Source organism: Streptomyces sp. NPDC045956, assembly GCF_056430705.1.
This window is the reverse complement of record NZ_JBWKKZ010000004.1, coordinates 445370-463765: the sequence shown is the minus strand read 5'-3', so window position 1 is coordinate 463765 and position 18396 is coordinate 445370. Positions and strand designations below refer to the sequence as shown.

Genomic DNA, 18396 nt, shown 5'->3' with positions numbered 1-18396 from the left:
GTCCCTCTGTCCGTTCGTGCTCCCTCACCACAGCGCCTGCCCGCGATCCGCGTGGACATGTCCGGTCCGCCCCTCACCCCACGCTGCCCACGCCGCTCACGACTACACATAAGGGAGAAATAAGAGCACACTGGACATATGAGGCGCTACCGCTCATCGCATCGGACGCGGTGAGCCCGGTAAGGCAAAGGAGACGACTCATGGCCAACGTCTCGCACACCCGAGGTGACATCACCAGCCATCCCGACGCACCGGAGATGCAGCAACGCTACGACCGCATGCTGGGCGGCCGCGACGTGGCACTCGTGGACGGGCCGGTGTTCCTGCTCGGCCTGTACTGTGCCGTGTCCCCGTGGATAGTCCACTTCACCACGAGCCAGCCCGCACTGGTGGCCCACAACCTGATCATAGGTATCGCCATCGGCCTGCTGGCCCTCGGATTCACCCGCGCTCCGGAACGCATGTACGGCCTCAGCGGTGCGATGTGCGCGATGGGTATCTGGATGATCATCTCGCCGTGGATCGTGGGCACGAACCCGGATGCCGGCGTCATCTGGAACAACATCATCATCGGCGCCCTGACCCTGGCCCTGGGGACGGTGTGCGCCGCCACGGCGGCGAAGAGCATGCGCAAGCCCTAGACGGCACCGGAAGGGATCACCACGGGCCGGCCCGCCCCCGCGGACCGGCTCGCGCGCGCCCCGGGCCCCCGAGACGGACTGCGACCGCCCGCAGAGGGCACACGCACTCCTGCGGGGGCCTTGACAAGAAGGGGCGGACATGGAGATCGACGGAATCATCAGTGCCATCGTCATCGGAATCGTCATCGGCATCCTGGGTCGACTCGTCGTCCCGGGCCGCCAGCGCATCGGGATCCTGTGGACGATCCTCGTCGGCATCGCGGCCGCGCTCATCGGGTCGGGGATCGCGTCGGCCTTCGACGTGGCCGACACGGACGGGGTCGACTGGGTCGAGTGGCTCATCCAGATCGGACTCGCGGCGGTCGGCGTGGCCGCACTGGACCGGTCGCGCAGCCGTACCCGCCGCTGAGGTCCGACTCGCCAGGACGCCGGACGCCGGGTGAGACCGGGCTGCAGGTGAAGGTCGCATCGCCGAGAGGAGCCGAGCCATGACCGTGCAGGACGCCGAACTGCCGCACCTGCGCCGTTGCGTGGAACTGGCGGCCGAGGCACTGGAAGCCGGTGACGAGCCGTTCGGGTCGGTCCTGGTCGGCGCGGACGGCACGGTCCTGGCCGAGGACCGCAACCGCGTGGCCTCGGGCGACCGCACCCGCCACCCGGAGTTCGAACTCGCCCGCTGGGCCGCCGCGCACCTCACGCCCGAGGAGCGGACCGCCGCCACGGTGTACACGTCCGGGGAGCACTGTCCGATGTGCGCCGCCGCCCACGGCTGGGTGGGGCTCGGCCGCATCGTGTACGTCGCCTCGTCGGAGCAGCTCCGGGGCTGGCTGGCCGAACTGGGGGCCGCGGCCGCGCCGGTGCGGGCGCTGCCCGTGCACGAGGTGGCGCCCGAGGTGACCGTGGAGGGACCGGTGCCCGAGCTGTCCGCGGAGATCCGCGCACTGCACCGCCGCTTCCACGAAGGGCCTTCGGGGCCGGTCTGAGGAGGGCTCCCGGAGCGAGGTCACCGGGCCGGGCGGAGACGCGCGACGACGCGTCCGCCCGGCGGCACGTGTCCGCCCGGCGGCACGTGTCCGCCCGGCGGAGCGGCATGTCCCGGCTGCGCCCTGCCCGGTGGCGCTCCGGGACGACCGTCCGCAGGAGGGTCAGCCCTCGGTCTTCGGTCGGTACCGCCGGTAGAGGACGGTTCCGCCCAGGAGCAGCGCGGCGCCGCCCGCGAGTGCGGGCAGGGTCTGGTCCGCGCCGGTGTGGGCGAGGGACGCCGACGACCGCGGCGGGACGGAGTGCGGGGACGGCTGCGGCGGGGCCCGCTCCTCCTCCGGCGCGGACGGCTCGGGTTCCGCGGGAGGCCGCTCGGTCTCGGGGCGCTCGGTCTCGGGGCGGTCGCCGGGGGTGTTCCTCGACTCGTTGCCGACGGCCGGGTTGCCGATGCCGACCACGTTGACGCTGTTGCCGGTCACGTTCACCGGGAGGTCGACCGGGAGCTGCACGCCGTTGCCGGAGAGCACGCCCGGGGAGTCCTTCCCGGCGCCCTCGGCGACCGCGCCGCCGCCCGTGCCGGACGCACCACCGCCCGCGGAGGCCCCCTGGCGGGCCGTGCCGCCCCCGCCACTGTTGGCGCAGCTGTTGCCCGCGGCCGGGTTCAGGAGCCCGACCACGTTCACGGTGTTGCCGCACACGTTGACCGGCACATCCACCGGGAGCTGGACGGTGTTGCCCGAGATCAGCCCGGGCGAGCCGACCGCGGAACCGTCCGCGCCGGCGCCGCCGGACGCGAACGCGGCGTGCGTCGGCAGCGTCACCGCCAGCGCGCCGGACGCGGCGAGGGCGAACACACCGTTTCGGGTGACCCTTCTCATGAGGCTCCCTGCCTTCCAGTCATGGTCACGGGCACTCGCCCGCACCGGTTGACCCACACCGCTTAAAACGCGACCGCACCATCCGAGTTATGGCTTATAGGCCTTTCACCCCATCGAGTGGCCGTTTCATCGAACGAGCGGCAAAGCGTCCGCACACCCGCCGCGGCGCCCGGCGCACCGGCGGCATCGCCCGGAGGCGAGGTACCGGGGCCCCGCTTATGGTGATCGAGGGCGTCGACCACCGGTCCGCGACAGGGCGCCCGGGAGGCATCGATGCAGGCCAAGCTGTCGAATCGGCCCACGGCCCGGCGCCGCGCGGTCACCGGAGCGCTCGGGCTGGCCCTGCTGGGTGCCGGGCTGCCCGCCGCGACGGCGACCGCCGACGACGCCGAACCCGGTCCGGCCCGGTTCCACGATCAGAAGATCACCTGGTCGGCGTGCGAGGGCATGGACGTCCCGAAGGACCTGCAGTGCGGAAAGGTCACCGTCCCCCTGGACCACGACCGGCCCGAGGCGGAGACGCTCGACCTGGCCCTCGCCCGCTACCCGGCGACGACCGACCACCCGCGCGGCTCGGTCCTGCTCAACTTCGGCGGGCCGGGCGGCTCGGGTGTCGGTGAACTCGCCAGTGGCGGGGGCAAGGAGTTCATGCACCTGACCAACGACTACGACGTGGTGACCTTCGACCCCCGCGGCGTCGGCCGCTCCTCCCCGGTGACCTGCGGGCCGGCCACGGTGGACATCATCGAGGCGACGGACGGGAACAAGACGCTCACCGACCCCGAGGACGTGCTCGGACGCCTGCGGGACGCGGCCGCCGAGTGCGCGAAGCACTCCGGCCCCGTACTGCGGCACATAGGCACGGTCGACGCGGCGCGGGACCTGGACGTCATGCGCCGGGCACTCGGCGACGACCGGCTCAACTACCTGGGCTTCTCCTACGGGACCCGGCTGGGCGCGGTCTACGCCGCCCAGTTCCCGGACAAGGTCGGCCGGATGGTGCTCGACGGCGTCGACACCCTGACGGAACCGCTGACCGAGCAGGGACTGGCCGGCGCGCGGGGGCAGCAGACGGCGCTGGAGAACTTCCTCGACTGGTGCGTGCAGGACATCGCGTGCCCGTTCGGACAGGACGCCCGGAGCGCCCGCCGCCAGGTCGAACAGGTCATCGCCTCGCTCGACGCGGACCCCGTCCCGACGGGCTTCGGCGAGCCCTTCTCCGGACAGGACATGGTCGGCGCCGTCGGTCAGGCGCTGTACAGCGAGGAGTTGTGGCCCTCCTTGCAGCGGGCGCTCGCCCAGCTCATGGAGGACGGCGACACCCGCGGCCTGGAGGGTTTCGTGTCCGGAGGTGTCACCTTCCCGGTCCGGGCTCCGGAACCGGCGCGGGGCCGGGAAGGGGCCGGGGCCGGCCTCACCGACCAGGAGGACGTCCCCCTGGACAACCTGCCGGCCGCCCTCATGGCGATCAACTGCGCGGACGATCCCGACCGCCCCACCGCCGAGCAGGTCGCCGGGTCCCTGGGCCGGCTGCGCGAACGGTACGAGGAGGCCTCGCCCGTCTTCGGCCGCTACCGCCTCACCCAGGTGCTGATGTGCCACGGCCGCCCCAAAGGCACGGACTACATCCGGGACGACGTGAAGGACCTCGACACGGCCAGGATGCTGCTCGTGGGCACCCGGGGCGACCCGGCCACGCCGTACCGCTGGACCGTGGAGACCGCCGAGCGGCTCGGGGCCCCGGCCGTGGTCCTCGACAACAAGGGCGAGGGACACACCGGCTACGCCTCCTCCGAGTGCGTGCACCGCAAGGTCGACGACTTCCTGCTCTACGGCTCCCTGCCGGCCGACGGCAGCTCGTGCGGCTCCGAGGCACCCCGGAGCGAGGACGACTGAGCCGGCCGGGGCCGGTGGCGCCACGGGGCGCGGGGCCGGAACGGGTCGACATGGTTCGCCCCCGAATGCCCGATACGTCCATCGGTCCTATCGTGCTGTCATGGAGCACGATCTGAGTCCCGCCACCCTCGCCGAGCTACGGCGCCCCCGCCCGTACCCGGCCGTGTCCGTGCTGACGCCGACCCACCGCCGCGAACCGGACAACGCTCAGGATTCCGTCCGGCTGCGCAACGTGGTCGCCGAGGCCAAGAAACAGCTGGAGGACGATCCGGCGGTCACCCGCGAACGGCGCATGGAGGTGTCCCGGGAACTGGACCGAGCCCTCGCGGAAGTCGACCTGACCCATGCCGAGGACGGCCTGGCGATCTTCGCCGCCCCGGGCGAGCACCAGGTCTGGACGCTCGCGCGTTCCGTCCCGGAGCGCGTGGTCCTCGCGGACACGTTCCTGACCCGCAACCTGGTGGCCGCACAGGCTGCCGAACGGCCGTTCTGGGTGCTGTCGGTCGCGGCCGACCGCGTCACGCTGTGGAGCGGCGGCGCGGACCGGGTCGTCGAGGACCGCACCGGCGGCTTCCCGATGGACCGGCCGCCGCTGGACTTCGACCCCGAACGCCAGGAGCGGATCGGCGACTCGCCGAGCACCTTCCGCGACGAGACCACCCGCCGGTTCCTGCGCGACGCCGACGCCGCGATGGGCAGGGTCCTGCGCGCGCATCCCCGGCCGCTCTACATCACCGGTCCGCAGCCCGCGCTGTCCCTGCTGGAGGAGACGGGGAGCACCGTGCGGGAGGCGGTGCTCGTGCCGCACGGAGGTCTCGCGCACGGCACGGCCGAGGCGGTGCGGCAGGCGGTGCGGCCGGTCCTGGAGGACGAGGCGCACGGTTTCGTCGAGGCGGTGGCCAGGGAGCTGGAGGCGGCCCGCGGACGCAAGGACTTCGCCGCCGGCGTGGACGAGCTGTGGGAGAGCGCGCACACCGGCCGGGTCCGGCTGCTGGCCGTCGAGGAGAACTTCAAGGTGACGATGCGCGACGACGGGGAGCACCTGCTCCCCGCGCACGACGGCGACCTCGACGCCCGGGAGGACATCGTGGACGAGATCGTCGAGCAGTGCCTGGAGACCGGCGCCGAGGTCCGCTTCGTACCGGACGGCGCGCTCGGGGAGGCGGAGGGCATCGCGGGGGTGCTGCGGTACTGAGCCGCCGCACCCGGGGGGCCCGCTCCTCTTGACGACCATGAAACCCTGTCCGCCGGACACGTGTCCGCCCTCGCGGGTACGCGGCGGACGGGGAGGAGTCGACGGGGCGTGAGCGAACTTCTGGGTGTGGCGGTCCTGGGCGCCGGGCACATGGGCGCCGACCACATACGACGCCTGGACCGGGTGGTGAGCGGCGCGAGGGTCGCCGCGGTGGCCGACCCCGACGCCGACCGGGCGAAGGAGGCCGTCGCCGGGATGGACGGCGTGACCGTGCACACCACCGCGCGGGCCGCGCTGGACGCACCGGGTGTCGAGGCCGTTCTGATCGCCTCGCCCGGCGAGGCGCACGAGGAGGCTCTGCTGGCCGCCTTCGCCCGCGGGCTGCCGGTGCTGTGCGAGAAACCGATGGTGCCGGACTCCGCGGGTGCGCTGAGGGTGGTGGAGGCGGAGGCGCGAGGCGGCCGGAGACTGGCGCAGATCGGCTTCATGCGGCGCTACGACACCGAGTACCGGCAGCTGAAGTCGCTGCTGGACGGCGGGCGGCTGGGCCGGCCCCTGATGCTGCACTGCGTCCACCGCAACGTGTCCTCCCCGCCGCACTTCACGTCCGCGATGCTGGTCACCAGCTCCGTCTCGCACGAGATCGACGCGGCCCGCTGGCTGCTCGGTCAGGAACTGACCGCGGTGTCCGTGCTCCGGCCGCGCCCCTCGGCGGGCGCGCCCACGGGACTGCTCGACCCGCAGTTCGTGCTCTTCGAGACCGAGCGGGGCGCCCTGGTCGACGTGGAGATCTTCGTCAACTGCGGCTTCGGCTACGAGGTGCGCTGCGAGGCCGTCTGCGAATCGGGCAGCGCCCGGATCGGGGAGGCGCACGGCATGCTGGTGACGGCGGCGGGAGCCGCTGGCGAGGAGGTGCCGCAGGACTACCTCGTACGGTTCGCGGATGCCTACGACCGCCAGGTGCAGGCCTGGGTCGACGCCACCCGGCGGGGCCGGGTCACCGGCCCCGGCGCCTGGGACGGATACGCCGCCTCCGTGGCGGCCGAGGCCGGTGTGCGCTCCCTGGAGACGGGCACGCGCACCCCCGTCGTGCTGGCGCCCCGCCCGGCTCTGTACGACCGGTCATAGAACAAGGGTTCACCGAACATCAAGGCGACGACTCCATCACCTTCCGGAACCCGTCAAGTTCCGTAGGAATTCTACGACTTGACCCTCGGCCCGCCTACCCCGCCGACGTGCCGAAGTCGCTCCGGGAAGACCGTGGCATATGCCTGGAGCACCACCGTATCGTGTGTCGCCGAATCCCTTACGGGGCGTCGCGGGCTGTGCAACAGTCGTAACGGTCCTTCCGCAAGCCGCGGTCCCGCCTTGGTCGTACCGTCTGCACATCGGAGTGCGTCATGTCGTCCCCTCTCTCCGCGGACCATCCAGCCGCCCAGCAGCCAGGACGCGGCTCGGTGGAGGCCCTGATCTCGCTGACGCGGCGGCTCCGGGGCGACGTGGACGCGGTACGACGGGACAGCCGGGGCGACGGGACGGACCCGCGCGGACGCTGGCAGCGCGCCCTGTACGACCTGGCGCTGCACCAGCTCAGCGATCTGGACGAGCACCTGGCGCAACTGCGGGACGGCCCGGCGCCCGCACCCCGGCCCGGTTCCCTGCTCAGCCGGGTCGGCAGCGCGGAGTGGAACCTGCTGACCGACGAGGCCGAGTGGTCCGGGGAACTCTTCCAGATCTTCGGCCGCGATCCGGCGACCGCTCCGCTCAGTCTCGACGAACTCCCTTCCCTGGTGGTCGCCGACGACCGGCCGACACTGACCGCCATGGTCACCGGCTGCCTCGTCGACGGCCGGCCCATCGACGGCGAGTTCCGCGTGCTGCGGCCCGACGGCACCGTGCGCACCGTGCACATGATGGGCGAGCCCGTGCTCGACGCCGACGGCAGCACCGCCTCGATGTGGGCGGTGCTGCGGGACGTCAGCGAACTGCGCCGCAGTCAGCGGGCGGTGAGCGAGACCCGTGACTCGCTCCACCGCCCGCTGCCGGCGGACGCTGAGCCACGGGCCGCGGTCGAGCCGCGGGACGTCGTGCTGCCACCCTGGCACGGCATCCTGCGGTTCCCGCGCGAGGGCCGGCCCGGCCTGGACCTGGCCGTCGGGTACCTGCCGTCCCGCATCAACGCGCCCCGGGGCGGCGCCTGGTACGACGCGTGCGCGCTCACCGGCGACGACACCCTGCTCAGCGTCGGCGCGCTCGCCGGGCCGGACACCGCCGGGGCCCAGACCCCGGCGATGGTCATCAGCGCACTGCGCGGCCTGGCGATGGCCGGCTCGCAGCCCGCACACCTGCCGGAGCGACTGGACCGGTTACTCGACCGCGGCGCCCTGCCCCCCGTGCGCGACGCCCTGTTCTGCGGATACCGGCCCGGGACCCGCACCCTGACCTGGGCGCACACCGGCCGAGCCACCCCCTTGCTGGTCCGTGACGGAACGGCAAGGGCGACGGCCGAGCGGCATGCGGTGCCCCTGCGCGCCGGCGACCTGGTGCTCCTGCACACCGGCGGACTCGCCGAGGAGGACGAGCACCGCCTCCTCGCGCTGACCCCCCGTCTGGCAGGGGTGCGTTCCGCCCAGGACGGCGTACGGATCGTGACGGAGATACTCGACGCGACCGCCGCGCCCGGCAGCCGGGGCGACACCTGCGTGCTGGTCGCCCGGGTGACGGCCTAGGCAGCACGGCTGAGCGGAACGGGTCACCACGCGGCGGCACTACGCCGGCGCGATGTCGCCGCTCCTCCCCCTGGCCCTGGACGACTTCCCCTTGGGAAGCGCCAGTTCGATCTCCTCGCGCAGCTCCTGGATCTTGGGGAAGCCGGCGTACTCCGCGGTCAGCCGGTACATCTGACGCAGCCGGTCCCAGGTCCGCTGGGAGGAGTTGGTGCCCATGGACACCAGGGCCAGTCGCGCGTACCGGTCCGCCTGTTCGGGGTCGTCGGCGATGAAGCAGGCGGAGGCCATGGAGAGGTAGTCGAAGATCTTCGACCGCTGCCGGCCGTCGATCCTGAGGGCCAGCGCCTTCTCGGCGTAGTGCTGGGCGTGCGCGGCGGCACCCGGTTCGAACTCGGCGAGCGTCCGGTAGGCCAGGGCCTGCATGCCGTACAGGTCCTCCTCCTTGAACGTCTGCATCCAGTCCGGCGGTGGCACGTCCGCCTTGTCGGAGACGAAGAGGTCCTCGGCCCGGCCCAGGGTGCGGCGCATCGCCTGGCCCTTGCCCATGGAGGCCTGCGCCCAGGCCTCGATGGTGTAGAGCATGGCCCGGGTACGCGGCAGCACCTCCTCGCCGGAGCCCGACTCGGCCAGCTTCATCAGGTCGAGCGCGTCGTCGGGCCGGCCCAGGTGCACCATCTGACGGGCGGCCCGGGAGAGCGCCTCGCCGGCCCGGGGCCGGTCGCCGCCCTCGCGCGCGGCATGGGCGGCGATGACGAAGTACTTCTGCGCCGTGGGTTCCAGGCCGACGTCGTGCGACATCCAGCCCGCGAGGACCGCGAGGTTGGCGGCGACGCCCCACAGGCGGCGCTGGAGATGGGGTGGGTGGTGGTAGGAGAGCATGCCCCCCACCTCGTTGAGCTGGCCCACCACGGCCTTGCGCTGGAGTCCGCCGCCCCGGGCGGCGTCCCAGGCGCGGAACACCTCGACCGAGCGCTCCAGTTCCTCGACCTCCTGCGACCCGATGGGGGCGGCTTCGTACCGGTCGAACCCGGCGGGGTCGGCGTGCGGGGGTCGGCGGGGGTGGGGAGCGTCGGCAACCAGGGCCGGGTCGGTGTGCAGCCAGTCGTGCATGGCGCTGCTGAGTGCGGAGCCCGCGGCGAGCGCGGCGCCCGCGCCCACCAAGCCGCGTCGGTTGAGCATGAGGTCCATTCCCGTGAATTCGGTGAGGACCGCCGCGGTCCGCTCGGGCGCCCACGGCACTCCGTCGGGATGTTCCTCGCTCCCGCCGTCCTGCCGTTTCCCCGCGCGCCCGTGCCGAACCAGACCGAGGTCCTCGATGGTCACGACACGGCCGAGACGCTCGGTGAACAGGACCGCCAGCACCCGCGGCACCGGATCGCGCGGGATCTCTCCCATGTCGATCCACCGCCGCACCCGAGAGGTGTCGGTCGCCAGCTGGGGGTGGCCCATGGCCGCCGCCTGCCGGTTGACCAGCCTCGCGAGTTCCCCCTTGGACCAGCCGGCCAGGCCGAACAGGTCCGACAGACGGGTGTTGGGTTCCTTGTCCACGTCAAGCCCCCAGGTTCTCGGCTGAGTTGACAGTAGCCCCGTGCGGGTTGCCGGGCGACTATTCGCCACCGTTCGCCAGGGTGCGCCAGATGGTGTGCCAGGGGCGGACGGGTGTCAGGTAGGAATGCGCCACCCCGACCCGGTTGCCGTGGGGTTACTCCCCAGGGTGGTCCCCGGCGGCCGGTCGGACGGCGCGACGGCTTCCCGAAGGCGGCCCTTCCGCACGATCGGTCGGGCACCGCTCTTCAGACAGGCACAGCAGGCACACGAAGGGATCTGTCTCGATCATGTACGCAGCATCGTCCTCCGTGTCCGCCCCGCAGCGCTCGCTGCACCCCCGTCCGGCGGCGGGCGGCGGCCCCTATCTCGCCCCCGCTCGTCCGGCGGCCCCGGTGCTCGGGGCGGGCAGGGCGCGGCGCGGCGCGGGCCCCGGAACCCAGCCGCTCAGCGGGAGAATCGACCTGTCCGGCCCCCAGGGGGCCCAACTGCGCACGGCGATCGCCTCCGTGCACCGGATCTGTCCGGAGTTCTCCCCGGTGCAGGTGCTGCGCCGCAGCGGGCGCTCCGTGCTCCTGGTCGGTACGACCGGGCGCAGCACCGCGGTCGCCAAGTGCTTACTGGACCACTCCCCCGCGTGGGCGGAGCGCATCCGGCACGAGATAGGGGCATACCGCTCGTTCGTCCGGCACCGCCCCCCGGTGCGGGTGCCGAGGCTGATCGCAGCGGATCCGGACAACTGCACACTGGTGATCGAGCGGATGCCCGGGCGGGTGGCGGCTCTGCACCGGCATCCGCTGGAGGCTCCGCCGCGGGCGGACATCAGGGCGGCGCTCGGCGCGATCTGCCGGCTCAACGCCTGGCGTCCACCGGCCGGCACCTTCGACGCGCCGCTGGACTACGCCGACCGGATCTCCCGCTACCACGAGCTGGGACTGCTCACCGACCGGGACCTGGGTGACCTGCAGAAGCTGCTGCACGGCATCGCCCACGCGGGTGGCCGCCAGGGCATGGGCCAGTTCTGCCACGGTGACGCGCTGCTCTCCAACGTCCTGATGTCCCCGGCCGGTCCGGTGCTGGTGGACTGGGAGCACGCCGGCTGGTACCTGCCCGGTTACGACCTGGCCACCCTGTGGGCCGTCCTCGGCGACGCCCCGGTGGTCCGCCGCCAGATCAGCCAGATCGCCCAGTCGGGCGGGACGGCCGCGCGCGACGCGTTCCTGGTCAACCTGATGCTGGTGCTGACCCGGGAGATCCGTACGTACGAGACGGCCGTGCAGCGTTCCCTCCAGGACACCGCACCGGCGGCACCGGTCCCGCCCGGAGCCGCACCCTCCGGCGAGGAACAGCGACTGCTGCTGCGCCGGCTGCACGACGACTGCCAGATGGCCCGACGGGCGGTACGCGCGGCGGTCGGCACGCGCTGACGGAGGGACGGCGAACCGCGGTGCGCCCGGGCCGCCCGGGGACGGGGGCGCACCCTCAGGTGCAGCGATGAGGGCCGGCTCCTTCGGGCTCGGGCGAAGGCCTTGCATCATGCCGGCCCCATCGGTGAGAAGGGGCATCCTCTGCGGGAGGAGCACGGGGGCCGGGTGCCGTGTGTGCTGGGATGCTGGGCATGTCTGGTCGCGCGCTGAGTTTCGGAGTCGTGGCGGATGCGTACGAACGGCCTCGGCCGGGGTATCCCGTGGAGCTGTGCGACACGGTGATGGCCTATGCGGGCGCCCGGTGCGGAGTGCCCTCGAGATCGGTGCTGGAACGGGCAAGGCGACCCGTCTGTTCACCCGACGGGGGGGGGGCGGTCACCGCGACCGAGCCGGACGGGGCCATGCTCGCCGAACTGCGCAAGCACGTGCCGGCCAACGTCGGAACGGTGCAAGCCGCGTTCGAGGACGTGCGACCGGACGAACGGTACGGACTGGTCTACGCGGCGGCAGCGCTGTGCATTGGACGGATCCTGAGGGCCGGTGGTCGCGTGTGGCCGCGCTGCTGGAATCGCGCGGCGTGTTCGCTTCATGCGGTGGGCCACTTCGGCTGGCTGACGCGGCTGTGGAGGAGGCTGTCCGGGCGGCGCGAGCACCCTTCGTGGGGAGTGACGAGGTTCCGTCGCCCGACGGGACGCCGCCGGATCGTGAGATGCAGTGGCCGGGCACGGAGCTGCAGCAGTCCGAGTGGTTCACCGACGTTCAGCAGTCCGTGATCGGACGGCGTGTGGCGATGAGCGCTCGCGACCACGTGGGATACCTCTCCACCGTCTCGGCCCATCTCGTCCCGCCGGCCGCGGAGCGAGAGCAGGTGTTCGGCCAGATCATGCAGGTTCTGCCGGACAGAGTCGAGTTGGCCGCCGACATCACCGTCCACCTCGCGCGTCGGCGCGACGACGATTGATCACGACATCACGCCTTCCCTCTCGTCCGGGACCCGCCGGCCGTCCGGCCACCACGGCCACTCAGTGGGCTCTCCCTCAGGCCTGCCGGTCTGGTCGGCAGTTGTCCACTGCTGCGGCAGACGGTTGGATCGGGGCGGGGTCCGGGCTCCTGAGAACGGCAGGCGCCGGGGCTTTCGCCGGGTGCCGGGGGCGGATTGGCGGAGGGGGCTGTCGTGGACTGGTCGATGGGGGTGCTGGGGTTCACCGGCGGCTTGGTGATCTCCGTGGCGACGGCGCCCGTGGGTGTGTCCGGGGCGGTGTTTCTGCTGCCCGTTCAGGTCAGCGTGCTGGGCGTGCCGAGTCCTGCGGTGACACCGACGAATCTGCTCTACAACGTCGTCGCCGGTCCCGGCGCTCTCCTGCGGTACCGGCGGGCCGGTCGCCTCGCAGGGCCGCTGCCCCGCCTGCTGATCGCCGGGACCGTGCCCGGCGTCGTCCTGGGTGCCCTGATCCGCGTCTTCGCCGTGCCCGGCCCGCACGTCTTCCGCCTGCTCGTCGCTGCACTCCTGCTGCCGCTCGGGGTGTGGCTCGGCTTGCGGACCCTGCGTCCGGGATCGGCGGCCCACGATCCGCGGCCGCTTACGCCACGCGCCATCAGGAAGCTGGCTCTGGCCGTCGGCGTCGCCGGTGGCATCTACGGGATCGGAGGCGGCTCCCTGCTCGGCCCGATCCTCGTCGGCCGCGGTATTCCCGTCGCCGTCGTCGCGCCCGCAGCCCTCGCCGCCACCTTCGTGACCTCGGTCGCCGGGGCGACCACCTACGCTCTGCTCTCCCTGACCGTCACGGGCAACGTCGCTCCCGACTGGCTGCTGGGCCTGTGCTGCGGGGCGGGTGGACTCCTCGGCGGGTATCTCGGCGCCCACCTCCAGCCCCGCCTGCCCGAAACCGGCCTGCGTCTCCTGCTCGCCGCCCTGGCCACCGGCGTCGGCGCCCTCTACGCGGTACAGGTGCTGAGCGGGTGACTGCGTACGGGGAGAGCCCGGTCGCCGTAGTCGGCGTCGGGTCATTGCGGCGGCTTCGGTGACCTCGCGCAGGCGCGGGCCGTCGAAGCGGGGGCACGACCCGCCGCCTCCGCCTTCTCCGGGAAACCCGTCGGAACGACCGCACCGAACGGGCAGACTGGCAGCCGACCGAGGAGCCGAGCGGAAGCCGTTGGGGAGATGGAATGAAGTACGCGATGCTGGTGGGGCAGGGCGCCGCGTCGGACGGTGCGGCCCGGCTCGAAGTGCCGGACGGCGCGACCCTGGACGACACCGCCGGCGCGCTCGACCGGCTGCTCGGGTCCCGGCCGGCGCCGGACCGTGTGGTCCTCGTCGTGGGCGGCACGGTCGTCGGGGTCACCACCCGGGCCCACCTGAGGACCGTGCGTGCGCTCGGGGTCGTGCGGGGCGCGGGCGAGGAGGACCGGGGCCGCCAGCCGGTCGAGTCCACCCAGTACACGCTGCTGACCTTCCGCTGCCCGTCCTGCGAGCGGACGGCCTGGACCGCCTTCTACGACGAGCGGTACCGGCCGACGTGCGAGACGGCCGGCCACGGGCCGATGGAACTGGGATGAGCCGCCGATGAGCCAGGCCGGTCTCGCCACCGTCGCCACGGCACCCGCGGGTCTCACCGCGGGCAGCTCCGGACGGTTCTTCCTCGTCTCCTACCTCCCCACCTATGCGGGGGCGTTGAGCGTCCTGTGGCTGGTCTGGGCGGGCGCCCCCGGCGGTGCCCTCTCCATGCGCCGCGCCTGGCGCACCGCTGCCGGACTCGGTGTCGGCGAGATCGTGCTCATCGCCGCCGGAGTCACGGTCGTCGCCGTCGTCTTCCAGCCCCTGCAACTGGCCATGGTGCGGCTGCTCCAGGGCGGCTGGCCCGACGCCCTCGGCGCGGGGTTGTGCCGGGCCCGGCAGCGCCGCCGCAAGGCCCGGCTCGAGCGCCGTACGGTCCTGTCCCCCGCCGCGGACGGCGTGCCGCCGGCGGCGGTGACGGGGGCCGCCGTGCAGCGGGCCGGCGCGGCCGCCGCGCGACTGCGCCGCCGGTACCCGCTGCCCGACCACCTCGTGCGGCCCACCGCCCTGGGCAACGTCCTGACCGCCACCTTCGACACCGCCGGACGCGATCACGGCTGGGACGCGGCGGTGGCCTGGTCCCGGCTCTACCTGGTTCTCGGCGACCGGTCGCGTGCCCTCGTCGACGACGCCCGCGACTCTCTCGACGGCGCCGTGCGGCTCGCCGTCACCGGGGCAGCCACCGCGCTCACCGCCGCCGTGCTGCTGTGCTCCAGCGGGTGGTGGCTCGCTCTCGCCCTGATCCCGCTGGCCGTCGCCCTCCTCGCTTACCACGGAGCCGTCCAGGCGGCCGTAGCCTACGGAGACGCCGTGCACGCCGCGTTCGACCTGCACCGCTTCGACCTGCTGCAGGCTCTGCACCTTCCGCTGCCGGCCGGCCTCGACGAGGAGCGGGTCCGGGCCTCGGCCCTCTGCGCGTCCTGGCGGCAGGGGCTGCCGCCGCCCGACAGGTACGAGCACCCCGAAGTACCGCCCGCCGTCTGACCGTCGGGGCCCCGGATCGGGCCGAAGCGCCCTACCGTGGCCCCATGCCAGCGATGGGGGAACGCCGCCGCAACGACCGCGTCCGGGCGCTGCACGAGCGCGGACTGCGCGAACTCGACGACTACGTTCGCTCCCGCGAGCCCGCCGCCCTCGAACGGGCCCGGCTCGTGTTCCACACGACCGTGGCCTCCCTCGGCCCGCACACCCCCGACCGGCACGTCCATTTCCGGAACCTCGCCTACACCGAAGCGCTGACGTACGAGGAGAGCGGCGCCCAGGGTCCGTTGCAGGACGCCGTCGTCTTGTACCGCCGGGCTCTGGCCGAGGTTCCTGCCGATCACCCCTACCGGCCCGCCTACGCCTACGGGCTCGGACGGGCCCTGCGCCGGCTGTACGAAGCGGCCGGCGACCCCGCTCACCTCGACGAGTCCGTCGAGTGGCAGCGGCGGGCACTGTCCGGCGGGCCGGGGGCCCGGCCGGAGGCCGCCGCGCAGCTGGCCGGTCTCGCCGAGACGCTCTTCGACCGCAGCCTCCTGACCGGCGGCCGGGGGGATTTGGAGGAGTGCGTGGCGCTGTACCGCCAGGCCGTACGGCTCACGCCCGACGGCGACCAGGAGGACCTCGCGATCCGGCTGGTCAACTTCGGGTCCGCGCTCGGCGCGCTTCACAGGGCGACCCGGGACGCCGTCCACCGCGACGAGTCCATCGACGCCCACTCCCGGGCCCTGGCCCTGCTGCCCGCCGACCGCCCGCAGCAGCGGCGGGCTCTTCTCGACGCCCTCGCACAGGCGGTACAGGACCGCTACGACACCACCGGCCGGCTGGAGGACCTCGACACGGTGATCGCCCTGCGCCTGCGCGCCGTGTCGCGCACGGATCACGGCACCACCGGCCACGGTGAGGCCGCGCTGCATGCCGCCGACGCGCTCCTGGACCGGGCCGTCAGGACCGGCCGGCCCCACTTCGCCGACCAGGCGATCGCCGTACTCCGGGATGCCGTCGCCGGCCGGCCCGCCGACAGCGCCGAACGCGCCGTGCTGACCGGCGTGCTCGGCTCGGCGTACGGCACCCGGCACGAGCTGACCGGGGACGCCGCCTGCCTGGACCAGGCCGTCGCCCTGCTGCGAGCGGCCTTGGACACGCCCGGCATCGGGCGCCACAACGCCTGCGGTCTGCGCACCAAACTCTCCACCGCCCTGCGGAGCCGGCACTCGGCGCGCGGAGACCTCGCCGACCTCGAAGAGGCGATCGCCGTGCACCGCGACGCACTGGCCGGCGGCGCCGACCTGGACGCGGCCGACCGGGCCCTCCAGCAGGCGGGCCTCGCCGCGGGTCTCCACCGGCGCTTCGGCGTCCACGGCGACCTCACGGATCTCGACGGGTGCGCTGAACTGTGCCGCCAGGCCCTGCTGGTACTGCCCGAAGGGGACGTGAACCGTCCGGTCGTCCTCGTGCTGCTCGGTGACACCCACCTCGCCCGGTTCTTCCACACCGGCCGTCAGGAGGCGCTGGGTCTGGCGCTGGACACCTTCCGGCAGGCCCTCGACGCCGCCGACCCCACGGCGCGGGTGGCCGCGATGAGCAACCTCGCGCGCGCCCTCCTCGCCCGCTTCGACCACGCCGGCGGCACACCGGCCGACCTGGACGAGGCGATCGGCCTGCAACGCCACGCCATGAACACGCTCCCCACCCAGCGGGAGGTGACCGGATACAACCTCGCCCAGTCCCTGCGCAGCCGCTACGGGATCAGCCACGACCTGACCGACCTCCTGGAGGCCGTCGCCCTCCTGCGTACCGTCGTACGGGACCGCCCCCGCGACGATCCCGACCGGAGCAAGCCCGGCACGGCCCTCGCCGAGGGCCTGTACAGCCTGCACCTGCGGACCGGGGACCGCGATCTGCTCGCCGAGGCCCTCTCCGTCGCCCGTGACATCACCACGGTCACCTCCGCCCCGGTGCGGGAGCGACTCGCCGCACACGTCACCTGGGGCCAGGTGGCCGGCGTACTGGAGGACTGGGAGACGGCGTGGCGGGCCCTGCGCACGGCCACGTCGCTGCTGCCCGAGCTGGCGACGCGCAGCCTCACCCGCAGCGACCAGCAGTACGCTCTGGCCCGCCTGCCGGGCATCGCGGCGGAGGCCGCCGCCTACGCCCTCCAGGCCGGGCGGCCACGGGAAGCCCTGGAAGTCCTCGAACACGGCAGGGGTGTGCTCCTCGGCCGGCTGCTGCGCACCCGCGACCTCGACCTCGACCGGTTGCGCCGACAGGCACCCGCCCTGGCCGACGAGTTCCTGCGGCTGCGGGAGGAGGAGACGGGCGGGCCGGCCGGGCCCTCCGCGACGACGGCCACCACCGAGCAGGCCGCGGAACGGCGTCGCGCCCACGCCGCCGCGTGGCAGCGCCTGCTGGGCCGGATCCGGGGTCTGTCGGGGTTCGACGGTTTCCTGCGCCCGCCCCCGGTCGAGGAGGTCCTCCGCCAGGCGGGCGACGGTCCGGTCGTGCTCCTCAACATCAGCGTCCGCTGCGACGCCGTGATCGTCGCCGACGGCACCATCGACGTCCTGCCGCTGGAGGTGCGCTCCGGCACCGTGGCCGAGCAGGTGGCCGTCTTCCTCGACGCCACCCGCGCCGCCTCCCGGCCCGGCGCCTCCCTGGAGGAGATCTGGTCCGCGCAGGAGGCGCTCTTCGGCGTACTGGAATGGCTGTGGGACACCGTCACCGGACCGGTGCTGCGGCGTCTTGGCCACACCGAGCCGCCCGCCCCCGGGGAGGCGCCCCCGCGGGTCTGGTGGTGCCCGCAGGGCACGCTGGCCTTCCTGCCGCTGCATGCCGCCGGCTACCACGGCGCCCGGGCCGACGGGGACCGGCCGCGCTGCGCGCTCGACCTCGCCGTCTCCTCCTACACCCCGACCATCGGCGCTCTGCACCACGCGCGCCGGCGTCCCGGACCCGCTCCGTCGGGCCAGCGGCCGCCCCTGGTCGTGGCCATCCGCGACACGCCGGGGGCAGCGCCACTGCCGAACGCCCCGCACGAGGCGGAAGCGGTGCGGGCGCTGATGCCCGGGACCACGCGGGCACCCGTGCTGACCGGCGCCGAGGCCACCCGTGACCGGGTCGAAGAGGCCCTGGCCTCCAGCCCGTACGTCCATCTCGTCTGCCACGCCGTCACCGACCCGCACGACCCCTCCGCCTCGCGCATCCTCACCCACGACCACCTCGAAAGGGCGCTGACCGTCGCCGACATCTCCGCCCTGCGGCCGTCGGGGGCCGGCCTGGCGTACCTCTCCAGCTGCTCCACCTCCGGGACGCGCCCCGAGCTCGCGGACGAGGCGATCCACATCACCAGCGCCTTCCAACTCGCTGGATTCCGCCACGTCGTGGGCACGCTGTGGCCCGTGGCGGACGAGGTCGCCCCGCGCATCGCCGAGGCCTTCTACGGCCGGCTCCCGCAGGGCGCCGCGCAGGCGCTGCACGCGGCCGTCCGGCAGGCGCACGTGGAGTATCCGCTGTTGCCGTCGCTGTGGGGGGCGCACATCCACATCGGTCCGTGAAGTGCGCGCCCGCGC

At 73.5% G+C, this 18396-nt stretch carries 15 protein-coding genes; 13 read left to right on the top strand and 2 right to left on the bottom strand.

The window, feature by feature from the left end:
• Positions 1-200 precede the first annotated feature (200 nt).
• The 3 genes from AC07FV_RS14280 (at position 201) to AC07FV_RS14270 (ending at position 1624) form a co-directional block, all read left to right on the top strand.
• Complete coding sequence (locus AC07FV_RS14280) at positions 201-641, top strand: SPW repeat protein (protein ID WP_383649646.1); 441 nt, start codon at positions 201-203, stop codon at positions 639-641.
• Positions 642-780: 139 nt separating this feature from the next.
• Positions 781-1050: a GlsB/YeaQ/YmgE family stress response membrane protein gene (locus tag AC07FV_RS14275; protein ID WP_053127102.1), complete on the top strand. Its 270-nt coding sequence runs from the start codon at positions 781-783 to the stop codon at positions 1048-1050.
• A gap of 79 nt (positions 1051-1129) precedes the next feature.
• The gene (locus AC07FV_RS14270; RefSeq protein ID WP_479087256.1) at positions 1130-1624 is read left to right on the top strand and encodes a nucleoside deaminase; all 495 of its coding nucleotides are present in this window, start codon (positions 1130-1132) and stop codon (positions 1622-1624) included.
• Between the two features lie 162 nt (positions 1625-1786).
• Here AC07FV_RS14270 and AC07FV_RS14265 read toward each other — a convergent pair whose 3' ends face one another.
• Positions 1787-2500 (bottom strand): chaplin, encoded by a 714-nt coding sequence (locus AC07FV_RS14265; RefSeq protein ID WP_479087254.1) that lies wholly within the window; start codon positions 2498-2500, stop codon positions 1787-1789.
• A 273-nt stretch (positions 2501-2773) separates the two neighbouring features.
• Here AC07FV_RS14265 and AC07FV_RS14260 point away from each other — a divergent pair, with 273 nt between their 5' ends.
• The 4 genes from AC07FV_RS14260 (at position 2774) to AC07FV_RS14245 (ending at position 8320) form a co-directional block, all read left to right on the top strand.
• Complete coding sequence (locus tag AC07FV_RS14260) at positions 2774-4396, top strand: alpha/beta hydrolase (RefSeq protein WP_479087252.1); 1623 nt, start codon at positions 2774-2776, stop codon at positions 4394-4396.
• Between the two features lie 100 nt (positions 4397-4496).
• Positions 4497-5591: a baeRF3 domain-containing protein gene (locus AC07FV_RS14255; RefSeq protein WP_479087250.1), complete on the top strand. Its 1095-nt coding sequence runs from the start codon at positions 4497-4499 to the stop codon at positions 5589-5591.
• A 108-nt stretch (positions 5592-5699) separates the two neighbouring features.
• A complete protein-coding gene (locus AC07FV_RS14250) occupies positions 5700-6719 on the top strand; it encodes a Gfo/Idh/MocA family protein (protein WP_479087248.1) in 1020 nt (339 codons plus the stop codon).
• Positions 6720-6991: 272 nt separating this feature from the next.
• Entirely contained in the window at positions 6992-8320 is a 1329-nt protein-coding gene (locus tag AC07FV_RS14245) for a PP2C family protein-serine/threonine phosphatase (RefSeq protein WP_479087247.1), read from the top strand.
• 39 nt (positions 8321-8359) lie between these two features.
• On the opposite strand, the gene AC07FV_RS14240 is transcribed toward AC07FV_RS14245, so the two are convergent.
• A complete protein-coding gene (locus tag AC07FV_RS14240) occupies positions 8360-9868 on the bottom strand; it encodes a DNA-binding protein NsdB (RefSeq protein ID WP_479087245.1) in 1509 nt (502 codons plus the stop codon).
• A 287-nt stretch (positions 9869-10155) separates the two neighbouring features.
• Between AC07FV_RS14240 and AC07FV_RS14235 the strand changes: the two genes are divergently transcribed.
• The 6 genes from AC07FV_RS14235 to AC07FV_RS14210 all read left to right on the top strand — a co-directional run bounded on the left by AC07FV_RS14235 (position 10156) and on the right by AC07FV_RS14210 (position 18381).
• Complete coding sequence (locus AC07FV_RS14235; RefSeq protein ID WP_479087244.1) at positions 10156-11292, top strand: aminoglycoside phosphotransferase family protein; 1137 nt, start codon at positions 10156-10158, stop codon at positions 11290-11292.
• 550 nt (positions 11293-11842) lie between these two features.
• Entirely contained in the window at positions 11843-12253 is a 411-nt protein-coding gene (locus tag AC07FV_RS14230; RefSeq protein WP_479087242.1) for a hypothetical protein, read from the top strand.
• A 213-nt stretch (positions 12254-12466) separates the two neighbouring features.
• Positions 12467-13255, top strand: coding sequence for a sulfite exporter TauE/SafE family protein (locus AC07FV_RS14225; protein ID WP_479087240.1), 789 nt, complete (start codon positions 12467-12469; stop codon positions 13253-13255).
• 203 nt (positions 13256-13458) lie between these two features.
• A complete protein-coding gene (locus AC07FV_RS14220) occupies positions 13459-13848 on the top strand; it encodes a hypothetical protein (protein WP_479087238.1) in 390 nt (129 codons plus the stop codon).
• A gap of 7 nt (positions 13849-13855) precedes the next feature.
• Positions 13856-14830: a hypothetical protein gene (locus AC07FV_RS14215; protein ID WP_479087236.1), complete on the top strand. Its 975-nt coding sequence runs from the start codon at positions 13856-13858 to the stop codon at positions 14828-14830.
• A gap of 44 nt (positions 14831-14874) precedes the next feature.
• Positions 14875-18381: a CHAT domain-containing protein gene (locus AC07FV_RS14210; protein WP_479087234.1), complete on the top strand. Its 3507-nt coding sequence runs from the start codon at positions 14875-14877 to the stop codon at positions 18379-18381.
• The last annotated feature ends 15 nt before the right edge of the window (positions 18382-18396 follow it).